The organism is Mycobacterium mantenii (genome assembly GCF_010731775.1).
Taxonomy (GTDB): domain Bacteria; phylum Actinomycetota; class Actinomycetes; order Mycobacteriales; family Mycobacteriaceae; genus Mycobacterium; species Mycobacterium mantenii.
In genome coordinates this window covers 1779809-1799221 of the sequence record NZ_AP022590.1, presented here as the reverse complement: position 1 = coordinate 1799221, position 19413 = coordinate 1779809, and the positions used below count along the sequence as shown (strand labels likewise).

At 66.3% G+C, this 19413-nt stretch carries 23 protein-coding genes and 1 tRNA gene; 9 read left to right on the top strand and 15 right to left on the bottom strand.

Annotated elements, in window-relative coordinates; translation table 11 throughout:
* Nucleotides 1-8: 8 nt before the first annotated feature.
* From G6N50_RS08020 to G6N50_RS07990, 7 genes are all read right to left on the bottom strand, one after another.
* Nucleotides 9-293, bottom strand: a complete 285-nt coding sequence (locus tag G6N50_RS08020) for an HNH endonuclease (protein ID WP_083098725.1) — start codon at nucleotides 291-293, stop codon at nucleotides 9-11.
* A 148-nt stretch (nucleotides 294-441) separates the two neighbouring features.
* Nucleotides 442-1293, bottom strand: a complete 852-nt coding sequence (locus tag G6N50_RS08015; protein WP_083098724.1) for a phage major capsid protein — start codon at nucleotides 1291-1293, stop codon at nucleotides 442-444.
* A 146-nt stretch (nucleotides 1294-1439) separates the two neighbouring features.
* Nucleotides 1440-2024, bottom strand: coding sequence for a hypothetical protein (locus G6N50_RS08010; RefSeq protein ID WP_083098722.1), 585 nt, complete (start codon nucleotides 2022-2024; stop codon nucleotides 1440-1442).
* Nucleotides 2021-2413 carry a hypothetical protein gene (locus tag G6N50_RS08005; protein ID WP_142275728.1) on the bottom strand — a complete coding sequence of 131 codons (393 nt, stop codon included), beginning with the start codon at nucleotides 2411-2413 and terminating at the stop codon, nucleotides 2021-2023. The genes G6N50_RS08010 and G6N50_RS08005 overlap by 4 nt, the downstream gene beginning before the upstream one ends.
* A 277-nt stretch (nucleotides 2414-2690) precedes the next feature.
* Nucleotides 2691-3785, bottom strand: coding sequence for an AAA family ATPase (locus G6N50_RS08000; protein WP_083098719.1), 1095 nt, complete (start codon nucleotides 3783-3785; stop codon nucleotides 2691-2693).
* Nucleotides 3782-4111 carry a DUF2742 domain-containing protein gene (locus G6N50_RS07995; protein ID WP_179970102.1) on the bottom strand — a complete coding sequence of 110 codons (330 nt, stop codon included), beginning with the start codon at nucleotides 4109-4111 and terminating at the stop codon, nucleotides 3782-3784. The genes G6N50_RS08000 and G6N50_RS07995 overlap by 4 nt, the downstream gene beginning before the upstream one ends.
* Complete coding sequence (locus G6N50_RS07990; RefSeq protein WP_083098717.1) at nucleotides 4111-4341, bottom strand: helix-turn-helix domain-containing protein; 231 nt, start codon at nucleotides 4339-4341, stop codon at nucleotides 4111-4113. Before G6N50_RS07990 ends, G6N50_RS07995 begins: the two co-directional genes overlap by 1 nt.
* A 104-nt stretch (nucleotides 4342-4445) precedes the next feature.
* Between G6N50_RS07990 and G6N50_RS07985 the strand changes: the two genes are divergently transcribed.
* Together G6N50_RS07985 and G6N50_RS07980 are read left to right on the top strand one after the other, a co-directional pair.
* Nucleotides 4446-4937: a helix-turn-helix domain-containing protein gene (locus G6N50_RS07985; RefSeq protein WP_083098716.1), complete on the top strand. Its 492-nt coding sequence runs from the start codon at nucleotides 4446-4448 to the stop codon at nucleotides 4935-4937.
* A gap of 169 nt (nucleotides 4938-5106) precedes the next feature.
* Nucleotides 5107-6072 (top strand): tyrosine-type recombinase/integrase, encoded by a 966-nt coding sequence (locus tag G6N50_RS07980; protein ID WP_232068909.1) that lies wholly within the window; start codon nucleotides 5107-5109, stop codon nucleotides 6070-6072.
* Nucleotides 6073-6098: 26 nt separating this feature from the next.
* Here G6N50_RS07980 and G6N50_RS07975 read toward each other — a convergent pair.
* Nucleotides 6099-6184, bottom strand: a tRNA-Leu gene (locus tag G6N50_RS07975).
* A 112-nt stretch (nucleotides 6185-6296) separates the two neighbouring features.
* On the opposite strand from G6N50_RS07975, the gene G6N50_RS07970 reads away from it, so the two are divergent.
* The 3 genes from G6N50_RS07970 to G6N50_RS07960 all read left to right on the top strand — a co-directional run bounded on the left by G6N50_RS07970 (nucleotide 6297) and on the right by G6N50_RS07960 (nucleotide 9910).
* Nucleotides 6297-7670: a M20/M25/M40 family metallo-hydrolase gene (locus tag G6N50_RS07970; protein ID WP_276053865.1), complete on the top strand. Its 1374-nt coding sequence runs from the start codon at nucleotides 6297-6299 to the stop codon at nucleotides 7668-7670.
* 36 nt (nucleotides 7671-7706) lie between these two features.
* The gene (locus G6N50_RS07965; protein ID WP_083098711.1) at nucleotides 7707-8237 is read left to right on the top strand and encodes a YbhB/YbcL family Raf kinase inhibitor-like protein; all 531 of its coding nucleotides are present in this window, start codon (nucleotides 7707-7709) and stop codon (nucleotides 8235-8237) included.
* Nucleotides 8238-8530: 293 nt separating this feature from the next.
* Nucleotides 8531-9910, top strand: a complete 1380-nt coding sequence (locus G6N50_RS07960; protein WP_163650825.1) for an HNH endonuclease signature motif containing protein — start codon at nucleotides 8531-8533, stop codon at nucleotides 9908-9910.
* Nucleotides 9911-10201: 291 nt separating this feature from the next.
* Here G6N50_RS07960 and G6N50_RS07955 read toward each other — a convergent pair whose 3' ends face one another.
* The 7 genes from G6N50_RS07955 to G6N50_RS07925 form a co-directional block, all read right to left on the bottom strand.
* Entirely contained in the window at nucleotides 10202-10684 is a 483-nt protein-coding gene (locus G6N50_RS07955; RefSeq protein WP_083097730.1) for a GreA/GreB family elongation factor, read from the bottom strand.
* A complete protein-coding gene (locus G6N50_RS07950) occupies nucleotides 10681-11295 on the bottom strand; it encodes a GreA/GreB family elongation factor (RefSeq protein ID WP_083097731.1) in 615 nt (204 codons plus the stop codon). The genes G6N50_RS07955 and G6N50_RS07950 overlap by 4 nt, the downstream gene beginning before the upstream one ends.
* A gap of 344 nt (nucleotides 11296-11639) precedes the next feature.
* The gene (locus G6N50_RS07945; protein ID WP_083097733.1) at nucleotides 11640-12269 is read right to left on the bottom strand and encodes an Rv1733c family protein; all 630 of its coding nucleotides are present in this window, start codon (nucleotides 12267-12269) and stop codon (nucleotides 11640-11642) included.
* A 185-nt stretch (nucleotides 12270-12454) separates the two neighbouring features.
* On the bottom strand, nucleotides 12455-13978 hold the full coding sequence (locus G6N50_RS07940; RefSeq protein WP_083097735.1) for a PucR family transcriptional regulator: 1524 nt from the start codon (nucleotides 13976-13978) through the stop codon (nucleotides 12455-12457).
* 201 nt (nucleotides 13979-14179) lie between these two features.
* Nucleotides 14180-15250 carry a quinone-dependent dihydroorotate dehydrogenase gene (locus tag G6N50_RS07935; RefSeq protein WP_083097737.1) on the bottom strand — a complete coding sequence of 357 codons (1071 nt, stop codon included), beginning with the start codon at nucleotides 15248-15250 and terminating at the stop codon, nucleotides 14180-14182.
* Between the two features lie 32 nt (nucleotides 15251-15282).
* A complete protein-coding gene (locus G6N50_RS07930) occupies nucleotides 15283-15552 on the bottom strand; it encodes a DUF5703 family protein (RefSeq protein WP_083097739.1) in 270 nt (89 codons plus the stop codon).
* Nucleotides 15549-16598: a YncE family protein gene (locus G6N50_RS07925; protein ID WP_179970143.1), complete on the bottom strand. Its 1050-nt coding sequence runs from the start codon at nucleotides 16596-16598 to the stop codon at nucleotides 15549-15551. The genes G6N50_RS07930 and G6N50_RS07925 overlap by 4 nt, the downstream gene beginning before the upstream one ends.
* A 137-nt stretch (nucleotides 16599-16735) precedes the next feature.
* Here G6N50_RS07925 and G6N50_RS07920 point away from each other — a divergent pair, with 137 nt between their 5' ends.
* From G6N50_RS07920 to G6N50_RS07905, 4 genes are all read left to right on the top strand, one after another.
* Nucleotides 16736-17038 carry a hypothetical protein gene (locus tag G6N50_RS07920; protein ID WP_083097743.1) on the top strand — a complete coding sequence of 101 codons (303 nt, stop codon included), beginning with the start codon at nucleotides 16736-16738 and terminating at the stop codon, nucleotides 17036-17038.
* Between the two features lie 40 nt (nucleotides 17039-17078).
* Nucleotides 17079-17855 (top strand): histidine phosphatase family protein, encoded by a 777-nt coding sequence (locus G6N50_RS07915; protein ID WP_083097745.1) that lies wholly within the window; start codon nucleotides 17079-17081, stop codon nucleotides 17853-17855.
* Between the two features lie 61 nt (nucleotides 17856-17916).
* Nucleotides 17917-18504, top strand: coding sequence for a DUF3090 domain-containing protein (locus G6N50_RS07910; protein ID WP_083097747.1), 588 nt, complete (start codon nucleotides 17917-17919; stop codon nucleotides 18502-18504).
* Complete coding sequence (locus G6N50_RS07905; protein WP_083097749.1) at nucleotides 18488-19303, top strand: SCO1664 family protein; 816 nt, start codon at nucleotides 18488-18490, stop codon at nucleotides 19301-19303. The genes G6N50_RS07910 and G6N50_RS07905 overlap by 17 nt, the downstream gene beginning before the upstream one ends.
* Nucleotides 19304-19413 lie beyond the last annotated feature (110 nt).

Genomic DNA, 19413 nt, shown 5'->3' with positions numbered 1-19413 from the left:
TGATGCTGTCACAGCAAATCCGACATGGCGTCGGCTGGGTGTAGTGGTGGTCGGCGTTTGCCGCTGTGGCGTTGTCGTCCGCGTGCGGCTTCGGCTTGGCTCTTCGGTTGGTGGCAGCGTGTGCATAAGGTCTGCAGGTTGTCGAGGTCGTCGGTGCCGCCTTCGGCGCGGTTGATGATGTGGTCGACGTGCAGCTCGCCGCTGCGGGGTTCGCCTTCGTAGCCGCATTGGACGCAGGTGTAGTCGTCGCGCCGAAAGCAGGCGCGCCGCAGGCGGGTTGAGGTGTTCGACATCAGTAGACCTCTCGCGGTTGGCCCGCCGACCGCGACCTGCTCGGCGCGTTTAGAACAGGCCGCGGCCAACGGGTTTCGTGTGCAGCAGGCGCGACGGTGTCGGCTGCCATGACACTGCCGACGTCGCCGCTGCGCTGCTGCCTCACGTCTAGCTGCCGCCCTCGCCGATGGTGAACGTGCCGATGCGCTCTGGGCGGACCACGGTGTGGCCGAGTCGCCAGGTGGCGCGGACGGCGACGCTGTCGGTCTCGAAGTAGCGGTCGTCGCTGGTTGCAACCTTGAGTGTGCCGACTGCGGACATGATCGCGTTGCGGTCGATGACTGCGCCTTCGCCTGTGGGCACCGCGTTGTTGACGATGACCGGAAGGCTCAGCAGCATGGCTTGGGCGTCGCTGGTGCCGGCGCCAAGCAGGCTGAGGTTGCGGTCGGTGCCCGTCTTCAACTTGCGGAAGGCTGCCCATCCTGTCGGATCGAGCAGCAGCAGGCTCGGTGTCGCCAGGTTGTGCTGCAGCGTCGCGATGAGGTCGATCAGTACGTCGAGGTCGTCGGCGACGTGGCCGCCGTCGATCAGGCCCGGGACGTTGAACAGGCCCGCGACTGGTGCCACGGCAGGCGCTACAGGTGCGGGCTGGGTGGTGAAGAACAGGTCACCGCGGCGAGTGACCGCACGAGCCACCGACTGGGCAATGGTCTCGGCCGTGGAGGGCTGTAAAAATTGTTCGTTAGACAGCCTAACAAGTTGGGTCACCTTGGAGGTATAGATGATTCGTTCGGCCAGATCCGGTTGGGCTTCTGGTATTTCGTCGGCCTCGTCCGAGAGTTGGGCTTCGTCGTCGTCGACGTACGCGACCCTGACGGCGGGCGCGTCACCCTCGACGTCGGCGCCTTGCGTTGTGCATTGCAAGATCAGCGCGTCGGGGATGATGTCGCTGGCCGCGAACTCGTAAACGTCGGGGCGCCATGCTTGGGCTGAATTGGGGGTAGTTGCTGTGAATGCCATGTTGTTCTAGTCCTTTTGCCAGGTGCGGGAAACCCGCGCAAGTGATTGACGTGGGTTTGTCGTCCGCGGCTGGCATCTCGCCTAACGCCGTTCCGCACCTGGCTGGGGGACAACACGTTTAGTGTAGCGCGCGGGTCCGCCATATCTCAGTCGCTTTTGGGTGCGAACGCGTCCACCCAGGCGTCACGCTTGGGTGGTGTTGCCATTGCGCCGGACTGCAGCCGGGCCGGTACCGGCTTGTAGGCGACGACCCCGAGCGTTTCTTTCGCCGCCTCGGCGGCCGCCTCAACCTTCGCGGTGTCCGGCGTGCCATCCTCGCCTAACAGATCAGCGAGGTTGGCGCCGGCCGCCCACAGCACGGCGGGCTTGAGTCCCATTGCGGTGACTTGGGCGTCGATCGCGGCCCGCTGCATGGCCTCCAGTCTTGCTGTCACCGCTTGGGTTTGGGCTTCGGCTTCGCGCCGCGCGTGCCGGTGCCTGGCGGCCTCGGTGTTTTCGTCGGGGTTGTCGAGCCGGTAGTCACGCTCAGCGAGAAGCCATTTCAGCGTGTCAACCTCGCTAGGCTCTTCGGTGTCGCTGGGCTCGACGGGCTGCTCATCCGCGACCGCGGCGCCCGGTGTCGGCGGGCGGAACGAGTCGGTGAACTCGGCGCCGGCGGTGGCTTTGACCGCGATGTCCAACGCCTCGGGGCTGAGTTCCGTCTCCTCGGTGGTGGTGGTCTCGTCATTCATTTCTGTTCTCCTTCTTGGGTTTTCGGCATGATCGCCCTGGCGACGGTGACGTGCTCGGTGAACGGTCCGTCAGCGGTCAGGTGGGTGACGGTGGTCGCGGTACACGCCAGCGCGGCGACGTCCGCGGCTGGCTTCGGCGGCCCCGGTTCAATGACGTCTCCACGCGCGCGGCGCTCTCTCCAATCGTCGATGGCGCTTTTCAGGTCGGGGTGATCGCGGCTGCCGCCGCGGAGCGCGCGTACAGCCGCCGCGAGGCGGCCGACGCAGGGAATCCGGCGGACCCCGCAGCCGTCGACACACCACGCGTAAGGCGCTGCACCGCAGTCCGGGCAGCGTGTTTCGAGGACGCCCGTGGTGTTGTAGGCGGCACGGTCGGGTTGTTCGGTCATGGTGTGTTCCCTTTCGTAGGGGTGGGTTGAAGAGATGCATTCGATGAGGCGTGCGGTGCCGGTCCATTGCGGCTCAAACCCCACCTCTTATAGAGGTGGTGGTTTTCGTGATCGCTTGCCGCGTGATCGGCGTGATCGGGCGCGTGATCGCTTGACCTGCGGGTTTGCCCGAAGCGTGATCGGCGTGGTCGGTTCGTGATCGGTTTCTGGTGGAGAGGGGGGCGTGATCGCTTGACCTGCGGTTTCGCGAAAAACGTGATCGCTCCGTGATCGCTCATCAGTGGCCCCAATCAGCTAGGAACCACGCCACCGCCGTACCGCCATCAGCGCCACCCTTGGCGCCTGCAAGGCGAACCAAGAGGCGTTCGGTCTCGAGCTTCATGAGCTTGCGGCGCGCCTTCTCGACCTCCGCGCTCGACGGTTCTCGCTTCTGGAAAATCGCCGCCGCTGCGCCCTTGGCTGTTAGTCCGTCAGCACCAGTCGCCTTGACTAACGCGATCAGGTCGAAGCTGTGTTTCACGGTCATCTGGCCGGCGTCCTGGTCGTGTAGCAGCTGCCACGGCCCGGCTTCCTCGGCAGGTTGTTTGACGTGCCTGAAGCCCACGACTGGGTCGCCGGGCGCTCCGGTGAGCAGGATGACGGAGCCGCATCCATTAGTGAGCCATGCCGAGCCGTAGACGTCGTTGATGTCCTTGATCTCGCCGCCGTTGGGGCCGCGCTTCACGCAGTGGTGCAACTCGCATAGCTGGCAGCCCGCGGCGAGGAGGTGCTGGCGTGCGCGGTTCCAGGCGGCGCCCACTTCGTCGTTGGACAGGCCGAGCGCGGCATCTTTGAGCGAGTCAACGATCACTGTGGCGGCGCCGTAGTACTCGGACATCGCGGCGAGCAGCGTTGGGTGTGCCGCCAGGTCGGCAGGTGGTGGGCCGCGCCGAACGATGAGGCGCTCGGCCAGTACGTCGCGCTCGTCCTCGTTGAATTGGCGGCGCATTGCCCGTGCGATCTGCCGCGGCCGGTCCATAGCTAGGTACAGGGCAGGGCGGTCCGTGGGTGCCACCGGCAGGCCGAGGACGGTGCCGTCTCCGAGCCCCAGGCGTGCGCGGACAATCCTTCCGGCCAGGGTGGTTTTACCGAGGCCTTGTTGCCCGGCGATCATCAGGGATTCGCCCTCGGCCCAGAGCACCTGGCCGCCAGAGCCCCACACGGCGGGGATGTCGGCGGGCTCGTCGAATATGAACGACCCGCCGTCTATAGCGCCATAGTCGAGGGCGCCTGAGCCTGCGAGGCTGCTGTCGCCCGGCTCGGCGGGGCCGGGGTCGTCGGGGTGGTAGTAGCCGTTGTAGGCGGGCGCCGCGGCGGCCTCGGTGTCTGTCATTGCGCCCGCCTCAGCCAGGGCCGGGCAGCGTAAAAGTCAGTGCGCCTGTTGATTTCGCGCGCCAGCGCCGACCAGTCGACAGCACCTGAGACCGCACGGCTTACTTCCGCGTGTGCCTCCTGGTTGAGCTCGAGGCGCAGCGCATGGTGCTGGCCGCCGTCGAGTACGGCCGCCCACTTCCGGGGGTCGTCGTGGGCGAGGCTGCACCACGCCGGGGTGCCCAGCATCGGCCACCCGTTCACCTGATCGAGAACCGCGGCAACGAACTCATGCACAGCCCACCACGACACCTGCCGCGATTCGGGTCCGGCATGGTTGCCCTGCATCAGGCAGCGCCGCCTCGGGGGTCGTCGGTGCGCTGCATTCTGTTGGCATCGAGGTAGGCGAGGATGTCTTGCCGCAGGTAGCGGACCCGGCCGCCGATCTTGACGAAGGGGATGCCCCTCTTGCGGTATCGGTCCTGGGCCAGGCTGCCCTCGCTGGTTTGTATGAACTTTGCCGTCTGAGCTGGCGTGTTCACCTCCAGCAATTCGGTGTCGAGTACGGCCACTGCCATCTCCTGTCATTAAACTGTCATAGCTTGACAGTTATACGAATAGCATGTGTGTAAGTATCCGTCAACTATTGCGCAGTGTTGACAAAGTATGTCAATATGGCGGCATGGCAGGTAAAGAGCCCGACATCGGCGCGACCTCACGGACCGTCGCCGCCAACGTAAAGCGCCTACGTGAGGCGATGAACATGAACTTCACGCAGCTTTCCGAGCGGCTCATCGCTACGGCCGGTTGGTCGATAAATGCGGTCGGCATCCGGCGTCTTGAAGCAGAGGAACGGCGAGTCACGCCGGATGATCTCGTGGCTCTTGCTGTGGCGCTTGGTGTTTCGCCGATAACGCTGCTCATGCCGGTAAGCCATTCCGGCGACGACGCAGTGGAAGCGACCGGCGTGAAGAGCGGCGTGGCGGCCCACCAGCTATGGCGCTGGTACCAGGCTGCCGGACAGCTGCACGACGGCGAGTACGACGAGTTCTTGACGTTTGTCGCGCGGGCCCTTCCGCCTTGGCGGCAGCGCCAAGTCGAACTTGTCGAGTCTGGCATTGAGCCGCATGTGACCAGGTTTGTGCGTGAGAGGGTCGGCGATGGCGACGATTAAGCGGTATCAAACGGCGGGCGGCGAACGGTGGGAAGTTCGCTACCGCCAACCGAATGGCGTAACGAGCCGCAAACGGGGTTTCACCACAAAGCGCGACGCGTCGGCGTGGGCGTCCAAGGTTGAGACATCCAAGGCCGAGGGTGCCTATGTGTCCCCAGCGCGCGGCCGAATGACGGTCGGCGATCTGTCGGCCGGATGGCTGGCGCGCCAGGAACAGGCACTCGCGCCGAGCTACTACCGCACGATCTCGTATGCCTACGGCAAGCACGTCGGGCCGAAGTGGGCCGGGGTCCCGGTGGGCAAGGTAGACAGCCTCGACGTCAAGGCGTGGGCCGCGTCCATGACGCGGGGCGGTTCGAGCGCCACGGTGGTCAATCGCGCTATCGGCATCCTGGCGGGCATCCTCGACGATGCGGTTGAGCATCGGGCGCTGGCGTTCAATCCGGCGCGCAAGTTCAAGCGCGGCGAGAAGCCGAAGAAGTCACCCAAGCGCCACGTTTATCTCACCGAGACCGATGTGTGCCGGCTGGCCGAGGAGTCCGGCCGCCACGCCGACCTGGTGCTGCTGTTGGCGTTCACCGGCCTGCGGTGGGGTGAGGCGATCGCGCTGACCGTTGCCGACGTCGAGTTCCTCAAGCGCCGTATCTCGGTGCATCGCAACGCTGTCCAGGTCGGGCAGGAGTTCGAGGTCGGACAGACGAAGGGCAAGGAGAATCGGACGGTGCCGGTCGCGGCGTCGGTGCTTTCGCGGCTCGCGGTGCGATGCGAGGGGAGAGCGGCCGCCGATCTGCTGTTCCCGGCGCGCAGCAGCGGCTACCTGAAGCGACCGAGCTACGACGAAACCGGGTGGTTCAACCGCGCTGTCGAGCGGGCGGACGTGCAGACGATCACGCCTCACGATTTGCGGCACACTTGCGCGAGCCTGGCTGTCAGCTCTGGCGCGAATGTCCTTGCGGTGTCGCGGATGCTGGGCCACAAAGATCCCTCGGTGACGCTGCGCGTCTATGCCGATCTGTTCGACTCGGACCTTGATGCGGTGGCGGTCAATCTGGACGCGAAGATCGCAGATAGTGTCCAAAGCGTGTCCAAGGCACCGGCCGACCGGCGTCGCAAGCGCCGGATTACGGCCGTCTAGCTGCGGCGATGCGTGCGATTATGTTGTGTCCGAGGGGGGACTTGAACCCCCACGCCCATTAGTAGGGCACTAGCACCTCAAGCTAGCGCGTCTGCCATTCCGCCACTCGGACAAGGCCAAACCCGCATGGGTTGGCAGCTAAGGCTATCGGATCGCGTGCCGCGAACCCAATTTAGCTCCTCGAGACGTCTCGATGCTCGGCGTCGAGCCGTCCAGCCTCGGCAATGGTAGGAAAGGGTGTTGTGACCATTCAGAGCGGGGCGACCGAGGTGCCGACCAACTCGAGCGACGACGTGGTCGAGGTTGTCAGCAAGTTGATCCGGTTCGACACCACCAACACCGGCGAACCGGAGACGACCAAGGGTGAGGCCGACTGCGCGCAGTGGGTCGCGGAAAAGCTCGCGGAGGTCGGCTACGCGCCTCACTATGTCGAATCCGGCGCGCCGGGCCGCGGCAACGTGTTCGTCCGCCTGCCGGGCGCCGACAGCTCGCGTGGCGCGCTGCTGATCCACGGACATCTGGACGTGGTGCCGGCCGAGCCGACCGAATGGAGTGTGCACCCGTTTTCCGGCGCGATCAAAGAGGGCTTTGTCTGGGGCCGCGGCGCGGTCGACATGAAAGACATGGTCGGCATGATGATCGTGGTGGCCCGCCAGTTGAAGCGGGCGGGCATCGTGCCGCCGCGCGACCTGGTCTTCGCGTTCATCGCCGACGAAGAACACGGCGGCACCTTCGGAGCGCAGTGGCTGGTCGACAATCGGCCGGAGCTGTTCACCGGCGTCACCGAGGCGATCGGCGAGGTGGGCGGGTTTTCGCTGACGGTGCGGCGCCGGGACGGGGGCGAACGTCGGCTCTATCTGATCGAGACGGCCGAAAAGGGGCTGTCCTGGATGAAGCTCACCGCCCGGGGCCCGGCCGGTCACGGCTCGATGGTGCACGACCATAACGCCGTCACCGCCGTCGCCGAGGCCGTCGCCCGCCTGGGCCGCCATCAGTTCCCGCTCGTGCTGACCGACACGGTCGCGCAATTCCTGGCCGCCGTCAGCGAGGAGACCGGGCTCACCTTCGACACCGAATCGGGTGACCTGCGCGGAGCGATCGAAAAGCTGGGCCCGATGGCTCGCATGCTCAAGGCCGTGCTGCACGACACCGCGAACCCCACCATGCTCAAGGCCGGATACAAGGCCAACGTCGTCCCGGCGATTGCCGAGGCGGTGGTGGACTGCCGGATTCTGCCGGGCCGCAAGGCGGACTTCGAGGCCGAGATCGACGAACTGCTCGGGCCGGACGTGACGCGCGAGTGGATCAAGGACTTCTCGTCCTATGAGACGGGCTTCGACGGGGACCTGGTCGATGCCATGAACGCCGCGGTGCTGGCGTTCGATCCGGGTGCCCGTACCGTGCCGTATATGCTTTCCGGCGGTACCGACGCGAAGTCTTTCGCGCGCTTGGGTATTCGCTGTTTCGGCTTCAGCCCGCTGCGCCTGCCGCCGGACCTGGATTTCACCGCGCTGTTCCACGGCGTCGATGAGCGGGTACCCATCGATGCGCTGCGGTTCGGCACCGACGTGCTGGCCCATTTCCTGACCCACTGCTAGACGACAAACGCACGCTGATCACACGAGAGGACCGCCATGAGCACTGCTCCTGACCCGTACGCATCGTTGCCGAAGCTGCCAACCTTCACGTTGACCTCGCAATCGGTTACCGACGGCCAGCCGCTGGCCAATCCGCAAGTCAGCGGGATCATGGGTGCGGGCGGCGAGGACGTCAGCCCCCAGCTGAGCTGGTCGGGATTCCCGGACGAGACCCGCAGCTTCGCCGTCACCGTCTACGACCCCGACGCGCCGACGGCCTCTGGGTTCTGGCACTGGGCGGTGGCCAACCTGCCGGCCGACGTCACCGAACTGCCCGCGGGCGCCGGCGACGGCAGCAACCTGCCCGGGGATGCGCTGACTTTGGTGAATGACGCCGGGCAGCGCCGCTACATCGGCGCCGCGCCGCCGGCGGGCCACGGCGCACACCGGTACTACATCGCCGTGCATGCCGTGGACACCGAGAAGCTGGATCTGCCCGAGGACGCCAGCCCGGCCTTCCTCGGCTTCAACCTGTTCCAGCACGCCATCGCGCGGGCGGTCATCCACGCCACCTACGAACAGAAGTAGGGCGTGGATTTAGGCTCTCGCCTTCGGGCGTCGGGCGTCGGGCGTCGGGCGTCGGGCCGAAATCACTTGCGCCACTTTCGTCCCGGTGGTTCCACCGCGGCGTGATTTGTCAGTGGGCGGTCGTAGCATTCGAACATGAGTTCGATTAGTCGCTTTCAGGGGCACTTGTATGAGGCACTGACGCCTGCCGAGCTGCTTGACGTGGTCGGGGAGTACGCGTTTCTGATCGGCCAGTTGAAGGCAGCCAGGTACGAGCTGTGCAGCCCGTTCGCACGGCCGATTGGGCCGTGCAGATGACCGTGACGGACCGCGAGCAGATTCAGGACGACGTCGACACGTTGTGCGCCGTGGCTTCTCGTTTTGAGGAGCATTCGTATGCGGCACTGACCAACCCGGAACGTCTGGGAATCTTGGAGAAACTCGAATGCGTAACACGCAAACTCCAGACGCCAAGGCATCAACTGATCAATCAGGTTGGCGAGCAGTCGGATTCGACGGAGTTGGGTGGCAAGTTGTCCTGGGTGTTGGCCGATCGGCTGCATATCAGCCGGGCCGAGGCCGGCCGGCGCATCGCTGAGGCGGCCGATCTGGGGCCGCGGCGGGCGTTGAGCGGTGCGCCGTTGGCGCCGGTATTGCCGGCGACGGCGGCGGCCCAGCGTGACGGGGCGATCGGGGCCGATCATGTGGCGGTGATCCGGCGGTTTTTTCACCAGCTGCCCGAGTCGGTCGACGTCGAGACCTGCGTGCACGCCGAGCAGCATCTGGCGGCCAAGGCCGGCGAGTTTGGGCCCGAGCAGTTCGCCAAGCTGGCCCGGCGCCTGATGGATTGTCTCCATCCCGATGGCAGCTACACCGACGAAGATCGCGCGCGGGTGCGCGGGCTGGTGCTGGGCACCCAGCAGGCCGACGGCATGTCGCGGCTGAGTGGATGGCTGACGCCGGAAGCCAGGGCCAGTTGGGAGGCGGTGCTGGCCAAGCTGGCCGCCCCGGGCATGTGCAACCCCGACGACGACACCCCGGCCGTGGACGGCGCCCCGTCCGAGGAGGCGGTGCGCCGCGACACCCGCAGTGCCGCCCAACGCCATCACGACGGGCTCAACGCCGCGCTGCGCGCGATGCTGGCCAGCGGACAGTTGGGGCAGCACAACGGGCTACCGGCGTCGATCGTCGTGACCACCACGCTCGCCGACCTCGAACGCACCACCGGCACCGGGTTGACCGGCGGGGGCACCCTGCTACCGATGTCCGACGTCATCCGGCTGGCCCGCCACGCGCATCACTATCTGGCGATCTTCGACAAGGGCAAGCCGCTGGCGCTCTACCACACCAAACGCCTGGCCTCACCCGGGCAACGAATTGTCCTGTACGCCAAGGACCGCGGATGCACCGCACCGGGCTGCGACGTCGCCGGCTACTACTGCGAGGTCCACCACGTCCAAGAGTGGGCCACGACGTACCGCACCGACATCGACCAACTCACCCTGGCCTGCGGACCCCACCACCGGCTCCTCGACAAGGGCTGGACCACCCGAAAACGCGCCAACGGCGACACCGAATGGATCCCACCGCCACACCAAGACCGCGGCCAACCCCGCACCAACACCTTCCACCACCCCGAGGATCTGCTGCGCGAGCACGACGGCGAAGGCGACAACGCAGCGGGCGCAGCTTAAGGCGCCGACTCGCCGGGTGGCCGCGCCGCCGAGCGGGGCGAAGCCGACAAGCGAGATGTGCCATCGAGTTCGACCGACTCACATGCGTCCGTACGCGACGGCCATGATCAGGCCTAAACCCGCTAGCAAGAGGAACATGATCGCCACCGGGTCGATTACTTCGAAGACCATGTGATCACCTCTGGGCGCGCGGGACGTCAGCGATGGACGATTGGGCACCCGGTGCATGCCCAGTTGCCGGTGTATGTGGTTGTAATTCAACATATTCAGGCGCGATGCGATGAATCGGGGTCATATAATCGGCCATGACTTCAAACCGGCCTTGTGAACCCCGTACGGCACCGCTTCAAGCAGTGTGACGTCCAGGGTCGCACCACTGGGCAGGGTATAGGTGCGTCGTTCGCCGGGGCGTGCGCCCGCGATCGCGGCGCCTAGCGGGGACTCGTTGGAGTAGACCTCGATGTCGCTGTATTCCGCGCCGCGAACACCGAGGAGGAAGGTTTCGGTGTCACCGGTATCGTCGTAACGGACGGTCAAGACCATGCCGGGCTCGGCGATCCCGTCGTCGGGTGGGTCCTCGCCGACGACGGCATTGACCAACAAATCATGAATTCGTTGGATCCTGGCCTGCCACGCGAATTGGACAGCGATCGCGTTGTCGTCCGGCTGACCGTCAACGTTTGCGCTGCTGTGCAACATACGTAACCTGGCCAGTTCCCTTTGTAGCCGCTCATAGCCGTGCGGCGAAATCCACACGGGTGGTGTGCTGGTCATATTCGTTGCTCTCCGTATGTGGTACTTAAGGTTTCGGCCCGCGCGACGCGAACGTGGTTGGCGCGGTTGGTTTCCGAGATATGCTGCGTCAGTTGCGTGCTCGGGCCGCTATTGACGTTGCGTCGCGGTGGACTGCCTGTGACCAGCCCCTGTCGTAGGTGCATTTCATACGGCACGGCCTCCACCAGCGTCACCAGTCGACCTGTCTCACCCGGAATTGAGTAAATGCGTTGGTCGCCGGGACGCGCGCCGGCTATTGCGCGACCCAGCGGCGACGCCATCGAGTAGACCTTGATCTTGGCGCCTTCGCTGCCGCGTCTGCCGAGCAGAAAAGTTTCGGTTTCGCCCGTGACGTCGTAGCGAATGGTCAAAACCATGCCCGGTTCGGCGATTGAGTCACCGGCGGGATCCTCGCCCGCCTCGCCAACGACCGCCTTCGCCAACAGGTTCTGTATCTCGCGAATACGACGCTGTCGCGCTGAGCGATTAGCGTCGAAGTCCATCATGTCGTCGGGGACTTCGACGATCAGCCCCGACCGCAACGCGTTGAGTTTGTTCCGCAATCGGGTGTACTGCTGTCGTGTCATCCAGATGGATTTGGTGCTCGTCACTTTGAGCGATGTCCTTTCGTTTGTCGAGAGGCGTCGTCAGGGGCGGGCCAACGGAGGCAGCCGCCGCTGACGACTCGGAGGCCCATGGTGGGCGAAATTCCGGTGCGGTATAAAGGTTTTCGTGAGGCGGTTGACTCCATGGTGGCGTATGCGGGCCCGAAGGTGTTTGCCGGAAACCGACAACTGCGGTGCGAAGCATTGTCACGCCCCGACAACGCCTCTGCCGAGGCCGCCCCGAAACGGCTACAGCCCAAGTGGCGAGAGCGCCTCATACATGCGGAAACTCGATCCCCGCAGACGCTCACGCGGAGACTGTGCTGCGAATTACAAGGTGGACGCGATGCTTATCGTCGCTCGACGAGGCGGTCGAAGCTCCGTTGCCATCGGTCGTAGCGGATTCGGTCAAGGGTGATCCGTGCGCGTGCAAATAGGGCCGCTGCCAAGAGGCTCACGGCCCACCAGGTCGCTACCGCGAAGGTCAGCGCTTCGTCGCGGGCGGTATTCAGCGGTCGGGCAACGGGAAGGCCCTCGTCATCTACCCAAATCTCAACATCGTCGCCAATTTTGGCCGTCAGCGGCGCGGTGACGTCGCCGGTGCGTTCGGCCCCGGCGGCAAACCATCGGGCAGGAACCGTCACTGTCGGGCTCTCAAGGTTGCGGCGAGTGTGGCTCTCCCCGATGACAGTGGCGGTCACCGGGCGGCGAGTCTGGACCTGCTCGGCGTAGTGGCGGCTACGAGAATCATGGACCGCGGTGCCCACGGCTGCACCGATAGGTACGGCGATCAGCGACACCGCAACGGCCAACACCAAAATCAGCGCCTCCACCCGGTCCGTGGTGCGTATCAGCGGATTGCGACCAAACAGCCGCACGAACAGCCTTCGCGGCAAAGGCACGGTGAAGGTCTCCATCGCGGCGTCATCATCTGGTCGGTGGTCGGCGATCGATTGATGATCGGGGTCTGAGGTGGACATCGAAACTTTCCTATCGCAGAGTCGGCCTGGGTTTGCGGTACCGCGCGGCGGGCGGATACCAGCCGTCACTCAAACCTGCCCGCTGGGTTGGCAACCTTCATGATGGTGCGGATGGTCGCCGCCAGCTTTGCCGCAGCCAGACAACTACGGGGCCGCGCGTTATCGGGTTCCGACAGCGCCCCTGGTCAGTCGGTGTCGATAGCCGCGAGTTCTATCATCATCGCCAGCCGCTTTCTGGCATCGCCTAACGGCAGATTGGTGATCTCGGCCATCTTGCGCAACCGGTAACGCACGGTGTTTTCGTGCACTCCCAGCTGTTTACCGGCCTCGGTCGGGTCGCCCTGGGCCGCCAGCCATGCCCGCAGCGTGGCCGCGTAGTCGGTCCCGTGGGCGCGGTCGTGGCGGCCTAACTCGGCCACCGGCCCACGGGATGGGGACCGGCCGGAGCGCGCCGCGGTGCGCAACCGCTGCAGCAGGATGTCAGCCCATGACTCGTCATAGACCGGAGGCGGGATCCCGGGTGACATCTCATGCAGCGCAAGACATTCCTCGGCTTCCTGGCGTGCGGCGGCGAGGTCTGTCACCTCAGCGCCGCCACTTACGCCGGCCAACACCGTCACCTGTTTGGGAAGGGCCGCCCGCAAACCGGTTACCCAGCGCCGCGCATCCGCCGCTTGCCCGCCGGGAAGCAGCGTGTAAACGATATTGCCCGCCAAGGCGCTGCGCCCCGGCCGTGACCAGCCGAACCCAGTGGTGGCACGCTCGAAAGCCAACAACAGAGCGGCATCGCGGTCATCGCCGATGAACGCTTGCAGCGCGATCACCCTCAAACCGTCGTGCGGCAGACCCAGCCTGCTCGCCACCATGGCGGCATCAGCGGTGCCCTCCAGCAACCGGATCACCAGTTCGGATTCGACTTGGCGCTCCAAATCGGCGCTGGCCCGCGAGCGTAGAAGATGCAGGGCCACCGTGTGCGCACCCTCGGCCAAGGCGGTGCGCGCCGCTTCGTTCAGCGGCGCCGAACACGCGACCCACACCGACCCGATCAGCTCTCCGCCGGAGCGCACCGCCACCACCATGCGCCCGATCAAGCCGTGTTCGGAGTCCTTTGGGACAAACAGCGGCTCGTCGGAGACCCTCAGGTGTGCGAACACGCCCCGAGCATCAAACAGTGCGCGCAGCTGCTCCGGTGTCTGCCGTTCCAGGATCGTCTGCACCCGCGCCGGGTCGGCATGTTGCTGCAGTTTCGAATACGCCAGCACCCGCAACAGTCGATCGTGTATGACAACTGAACTGCCGATAGCGTCCGCCAGGCTATCGGCCAACGCGAACAGATCCGTTGGGCCACGACCGGATTCAGTCTCACGGCCCTCGAGCACCAGCCCGTAGACGACCGCACCCACCTCGCTCCACGTGACCGTCTCGTCGACCACCATGACCGCGCCGACCTCGGCGTCTTTGTCGAACGCGATCGGCTCCTCACCGTCGCGTACCAACACCACGACAGCACGCGCTGAAGCTGCCCACTGCACCGCTTCGCGGAGGGAGCGGGCACCGATGGCCAGCAACACATCCCCTACCACCACACGATCCGGGGCGGATTCGTGGATCACCACGCTGCGCAGTTCAGTCGACCTGGGCACCGACGACCAACGCAACCGGACTCCATAACCACCAAGCACGTTCACCAAGCGGTCCAACGTGATCACCAGCCGCTCCTTATGCCGAACTGGTAGTCAGCCTAGCCAGGAGTGGAGCGGGTCCCGCGAAAATCTATTTCCGATTTTCTACTGGTCCTAAGCGATCACCAGCACGGGTTCGTCATGCCGGCGGCCTTCTCGTGCTCGACCGCGCGATCGCAGCGGCGCGGGATTGCGGCACATTGCGGGTCGGGTCCGGACGGGCACTCCTCAATCCGGTGGGTGGGCCGCCGAGCCGACGGCATCACTGAGCGAGGCGAAACCACCGTCGCGCAGCCGCTGCGCGATGCCGTCGTGAATTTTCTTGACCCACAAGCCTCCTCCGTAGACGAAGCCGGTATAGCCCTGCAGCAGCGACGCGCCCGCGGTAATCCGCTCCCACGCGTCGTCCGCCGTCTCGATGCCCCCGACACTGATCAGCACCAGGCGATCGCCGACACGGCGGTAGAGCCGGCGCAGCACTTCCACGGCCCGGCGTGCCACCGGCGGCCCGGAGATACCACCCGGACCCAGCTCGTCGACGCCCGGTGTGTTCAAACCTTGCCGCGACACCGTGGTGTTGGTGGCGACGATGCCGGCCAGGCCCAATTCGACTGCCAAATCGGCGATTTCGTCCACGTCGGCATCGGACAGATCCGGCGCGATCTTCACCAGCACCGGTGTGGACGTCTCGGCGAGCACGGCCGACAGGATGGGCCGCAGCGACTCGACCGCTTGCAGATCGCGCAGCCCGGGCGTGTTCGGTGAGCTGACATTGACCACGAGGTAGGACGCCAGCGGGCCGACCAGGCGGGCGCTCGCCCGGTAATCGTCGACGGCGGCGTCGGCAGGCGTCACCTTCGTCTTGCCGATGTTGACCCCAATCGGCACTTCGGGCCGCTGCCGCGAAAGCCGCATCGCCAGCGCGCCGGCGCCGAGGTTGTTGAAGCCCATGCGGTTCAGCAGGGCGCGATCGGCGGGCAGCCGGAACATCCGGGGGGCCGGATTGCCGGGTTGCGGGTTGGCGGTCACCGTCCCGACCTCGGCGTAACCGAAGCCCAGCGCGCCCCAGGTGAGCAGCCCCAGGCCGTCCTTGTCGAAGCCGGCCGCCAGCCCCAGCGGCCCGGGGAAACGCACCCCGAACACCGTGCTGGCCAGCGCCGGATCTGCCGGGGCCAGCAGCCGGCTCAGCAGCCGTCGTGCCCAGCTGACCGCTGTGACACCACGCAACAAGGCGAAAACCAGCGTGTGAATCCGCTCGGGCGGGATCACAAAGAACAGCCGCCGCAGCACGCCGTACATCCGATGTCCGCCTTCGCGTGGCTGGGCGGCCGTCACAGTTCCGGCTGGTCGGGCCGTCGCCCCTCGGAGTTGGCGCTGTCCAAACGAGACTTCTTGCGGCGCAACAAAACTCGCCTGCTACCATCGGTGTAAAGCCGCACCCTGGTCAATTCCCACCCGCGGTATTCGGCCTCGATGGACAATCGGGTGGACGCGCTGATCCGGGTCACTTCCGGAGGCAGGCGCAGCGGCGCCCATTCGTATTCGTCGGACATCTCCGTGTCCCAGCCTGCGGGCAGCCTGCTCCGCCGCGCCGCGGTCAACGCGTACCCGCCGCGTGCTCGATGACCTGAACTCCGGCACCGGAACCCGACACCACGTACAGGGTGTCTGACGCTTCGTCGAAGGCCAGCGAGTTCGGTTGCTGCACGGTCGGGTAACGCACCTTTTCGACGGGAATTCCGGTGGATAGATCGTAACCAACGACGATATTGGAAACGGTCTGCGAAACCCAGGCTAACGCGCGGGAACCGGCCAGGCCGTATGGCGCCTGCGGAACCGGGTAGGCCTGACGCAGTATCAGCGGATCCACGCCGTACACCAGCAGCTGGCCGCCGCGGGTATCGGCGACCAGCACCCGGCCCGCCGGATCGGCGGCCATGGTGGTGGCGCCCCGCCCCGCCCGCAGCGCCTGCTGGGCACGACCGTCGGCGTCGATCGTCGTCACCGACGTTTGTCCACGGTCCAGCACTATCGTCGTATTCCCTTGTGTAGCAAGGGAATCGACGCGCGCAAAAATCTTATTGTGATTGGCGACGGCCGCACTGGTGCCCGGCGCCGGGGAGGCCGGTGTTGGAGAAGCAAGGGTGTACACCGCGCCGTCGGCGCTGCCCAGCACCAGCCTGCCGTCGGCGCGCTGCGCCACCGCGGTGAATTCGGTTTGGGAGGCATCTTCGACGGCCACCTGCGTCGCGCGGCCGGTGGCCAGCTCAACCGCGAAGTAGCCGCCACGCGCGGCCAGGTAGACGGTTCCGTGACCGTCATCGGCCAACGCGGCCGCCGGTCCCGGCAGCCCGACGACGTGGGGTGTGACCTGCGGTCCGCCGAAGACGGTGACGCTGGCGGGCGCGGCCGGGTCGGCGCCCGGCGTCAGGACGGCCAGCTGGTGGGTGCCGGCGTCGAAGACCGCCGCCGCGGCGGAACCGGCAAGGGGCCGCACCGCGCCGGCCGGCTGCTGCGACGCCGGCGGCGACACGGCGGGGCGCGCCGCTTCGATGGTGCGTGGCGCGGTACTGAGCGGATTCGATGAACAGCCGGCTACCGTGATCAGCAACACCGCGAGACTCCACAAACCGCCCTGACCTGCCAGCTTGTGGCGTCCTAGTCGTGGCGGCAATTCGTTTCCCTCGTGGTGCGGCGGTGGAACACAAATTCTAGGGAACGCCTTCGCATTCACTAGGGCCATGCCGCCTGCGTCCAACCCTACCGGCGAGGTATGGTCGGCTCATGGCCGTCACCGCTGACCGTCATACGGCGCAGAAAGAGTTTGCTGTCGAGGACATGTCGACAGGCATTTCCGCTAGCGGGTACGGGCAAGTCGGTGACGGGCGGAGTTTTTCATTCCACATCGAGAACCGATCCCTTGTCGTCGAGGTTTACCGGCCGCGCCTGGCCGGGCCCGTTCCGCAGGCCGACGAGGTGGTCGCCACGGCCGTCCGCAGCCTGGTCGACATCGACCTCACCGACGAGCGCAGCCTGACCGCTGCGGTGCGCGACTCCGTGGCGCACGCGGTACCCGTTCCGCGCTGATCATTCGCGGACCCGTCCACCGGGTACCGTCGTGGTCGATATGACCGTCATCCTGTTACGGCACGGCCGCTCGAGTTCGAACACCGCGGGCGTTCTCGCCGGTCGCTCCGAGGGCGTCGACCTCGATGACAAGGGCAGCGAACAATCCGCCGGCCTGATCGATCGGATCGGTGATCTGCCGATCCGGGCGCTGGTCAGCTCGCCACTGCTGCGCTGCCGGCGCACCCTCGAGCCGCTGGCCGACGCGCTCTGCCTCACCCCGCTCGTCGACGATCGGCTCGCCGAGGTGGACTACGGCGAATGGACGGGCCGCAAACTCGGTGAGTTGGTCAGCGAGCCGTTGTGGAAGGTGGTTCAGGCCCATCCCAGCGCGGCAGTGTTCCCCGGCGGCGAGGGCCTGGCGCAGGTGCAGGCGCGGGCGGTGGCCGCCGTGCGCGAGCACGACCGCCGGCTGGCTCTGGAAGCCGGGGGAGAGCACGGCGGCGACGTGCTGTGGGTCGCCTGCACTCACGGTGATGTCATCAAGGCGGTCATCGCCGACGCGTACGGCATACACCTGGACGGCTTCCAGCGCGTCACCGCCGATCCGGCTTCGGTGAGTGTGATCCGTTACACCGAACTGCGCCCGTTCGTGTTGCATGTCAACCACACCGGCGCGCGGCTGTCCGCCGCGCTGCGGGCCGGGCCGCCGGCGAAGGACGAGGCAAAAAAGGACGAGGCAAAGCCGGAAACCGATCCCACGTCCAACGGAGGGCCGCAGGAATCGGCCGCGGCAGTGCCGTCCAGCGACGCGGTGGTCGGCGGTTCCACGGATTGATTCCGCGGCTACCTCCATCGGATCGCACGGCGACGGCAACACCCGGTATTTTGGAAGTGCCATGGCCCGCGCAATTCATGTCTTCCGCACACCCGACCGCTTCGTGGCCGGGACCGTTGGCCAGCCCGGAAATCGCACGTTCTACATCCAGGCTGTGCACGACGCCCGAGTGGTGTCGGTGATATTGGAGAAGCAGCAGGTGGCGGTCCTCGCCGAACGCATCGGTGCGCTGCTGCTCGAGGTGAACCGCAGGTTCGGCACGCCCGTCCCGCCGGAGCCCGCCGAGATCGAGGACCTCAGCCCGTTGGTCACCCCCGTGGATGCCGAGTTCCGGGTCGGGACCATGGGCCTGGGCTGGGATTCGGAGGCGCAGACCGTCGTGGTGGAGCTGCTGGCGGTGACCGACGCCGAGTTCGACGCGTCGGTGGTGCTCGACGACACCGAAGAGGGTCCCGACGCGGTGCGGGTGTTCCTGACGCCGGAATCGGCGCGTCAGTTCGCCACCCGCTCCAATCGCGTCATCTCCGCAGGGCGTCCGCCGTGTCCGCTGTGCGACGAACCGCTGGAACCGGAGGGCCATATCTGCGCGCGCGCCAACGGATATCGGCGCAGTGCGCTGCTCGGGCCTGACGATGACCCCGAGGTCTGACGACCGTGAGGTGTTGCGCAACGGCGAGCTGACGGTCATCGGACGGATCCGCTCGGCCAGCAACGGCACCTTCCTCTGCGAATCGACGCTCGGCGAGTCCAGCGTGCACTGCGTCTACAAGCCGATCGCCGGTGAGGCGCCGTTGTGGGACTTCCCGGACGGGACGCTGGCCGGCCGCGAACGGGCCGCCTACCTGGTGTCGGCGAAGTTGGGCTGGAACATCGTGCCGTACACGATCATTCGGCACGGGCCGGCGGGTCCGGGCATGTTGCAGCAGTGGGTGCAGCAACCCGGCGACGCGATGGACACCGAGCCGCGGCCGGGGCCGGATCTGGTTGACCTGTTTCCCGCCGGCAGCAAGCAGCCGGGCTATCTGCCGGTGCTGCGCGCCCTCGATTACGCCGGCGACGAGGTCGTCCTGATGCACGCCGACGACATTCGCTTGTGGCGGATGGCGGTGTTCGACGTGTTGGTCAACAACGCCGACCGCAAGGGCGGCCACGTGCTGCGCGACCTCGACGGCCACATCTTCGGGGTCGACCACGGCGTGTGCCTGCACGTCGAGGACAAACTGCGCACGGTGCTGTGGGGGTGGGCCGGCAAACCCATCGACGACCACACCCTGGACGCCGTCGCCGGCCTGACGGAGGCGCTCGACGATCAGTTCGGCGAGGAACTGGCCGAACAGATCACCCGGGCCGAGATCGGCGCGCTGCGCAGGCGCGCACACGCGCTGCTGGACAACCCGGTCATGCCCGGACCCAACCGGCACCGCCCCATTCCCTGGCCGGCGTTCTAGGGGGCCGGCTTTCTAGATGGCCGCTTTCTAGCGGCGATCGCAGGCGCGGCGCCGCCGGACGCTGGGTGCACCGCCAACGGTGAAGGCGGGGCCGGGAGTGGGCATGCCGT

What these genes read in the sequence shown, in the direction of transcription:
- G6N50_RS07985 (WP_083098716.1), top strand. Translation starts at nt 4,446, where the DNA reads ATGGCAGGTAAAGAGCCCGACATCGGCGCGACCTCACGGACCGTCGCC.
- G6N50_RS07905 (WP_083097749.1), top strand. Translation starts at nt 18,488, where the DNA reads ATGACCCCGAGGTCTGACGACCGTGAGGTGTTGCGCAACGGCGAGCTG.
- G6N50_RS07990 (WP_083098717.1), bottom strand. Translation starts at nt 4,341, where the DNA reads ATGGCAGTGGCCGTACTCGACACCGAATTGCTGGAGGTGAACACGCCA.
- G6N50_RS07995 (WP_179970102.1), bottom strand. Translation starts at nt 4,111, where the DNA reads ATGCAGGGCAACCATGCCGGACCCGAATCGCGGCAGGTGTCGTGGTGG.
- G6N50_RS08000 (WP_083098719.1), bottom strand. Translation starts at nt 3,785, where the DNA reads ATGACAGACACCGAGGCCGCCGCGGCGCCCGCCTACAACGGCTACTAC.
- G6N50_RS08020 (WP_083098725.1), bottom strand. Translation starts at nt 293, where the DNA reads ATGTCGAACACCTCAACCCGCCTGCGGCGCGCCTGCTTTCGGCGCGAC.
- G6N50_RS07960 (WP_163650825.1), top strand. Translation starts at nt 8,531, where the DNA reads ATGACCGTGACGGACCGCGAGCAGATTCAGGACGACGTCGACACGTTG.
- G6N50_RS07980 (WP_232068909.1), top strand. Translation starts at nt 5,107, where the DNA reads ATGACGGTCGGCGATCTGTCGGCCGGATGGCTGGCGCGCCAGGAACAG.
- G6N50_RS08010 (WP_083098722.1), bottom strand. Translation starts at nt 2,024, where the DNA reads ATGAATGACGAGACCACCACCACCGAGGAGACGGAACTCAGCCCCGAG.
- G6N50_RS07910 (WP_083097747.1), top strand. Translation starts at nt 17,917, where the DNA reads ATGGCCCGCGCAATTCATGTCTTCCGCACACCCGACCGCTTCGTGGCC.
- G6N50_RS07955 (WP_083097730.1), bottom strand. Translation starts at nt 10,684, where the DNA reads ATGACCAGCACACCACCCGTGTGGATTTCGCCGCACGGCTATGAGCGG.
- G6N50_RS07970 (WP_276053865.1), top strand. Translation starts at nt 6,297, where the DNA reads ATGGTAGGAAAGGGTGTTGTGACCATTCAGAGCGGGGCGACCGAGGTG.
- G6N50_RS08005 (WP_142275728.1), bottom strand. Translation starts at nt 2,413, where the DNA reads ATGACCGAACAACCCGACCGTGCCGCCTACAACACCACGGGCGTCCTC.
- G6N50_RS07945 (WP_083097733.1), bottom strand. Translation starts at nt 12,269, where the DNA reads ATGTCCACCTCAGACCCCGATCATCAATCGATCGCCGACCACCGACCA.
- G6N50_RS07935 (WP_083097737.1), bottom strand. Translation starts at nt 15,250, where the DNA reads ATGTACGGCGTGCTGCGGCGGCTGTTCTTTGTGATCCCGCCCGAGCGG.
- G6N50_RS07915 (WP_083097745.1), top strand. Translation starts at nt 17,079, where the DNA reads ATGACCGTCATCCTGTTACGGCACGGCCGCTCGAGTTCGAACACCGCG.
- G6N50_RS07920 (WP_083097743.1), top strand. Translation starts at nt 16,736, where the DNA reads ATGGCCGTCACCGCTGACCGTCATACGGCGCAGAAAGAGTTTGCTGTC.
- G6N50_RS07965 (WP_083098711.1), top strand. Translation starts at nt 7,707, where the DNA reads ATGAGCACTGCTCCTGACCCGTACGCATCGTTGCCGAAGCTGCCAACC.
- G6N50_RS08015 (WP_083098724.1), bottom strand. Translation starts at nt 1,293, where the DNA reads ATGGCATTCACAGCAACTACCCCCAATTCAGCCCAAGCATGGCGCCCC.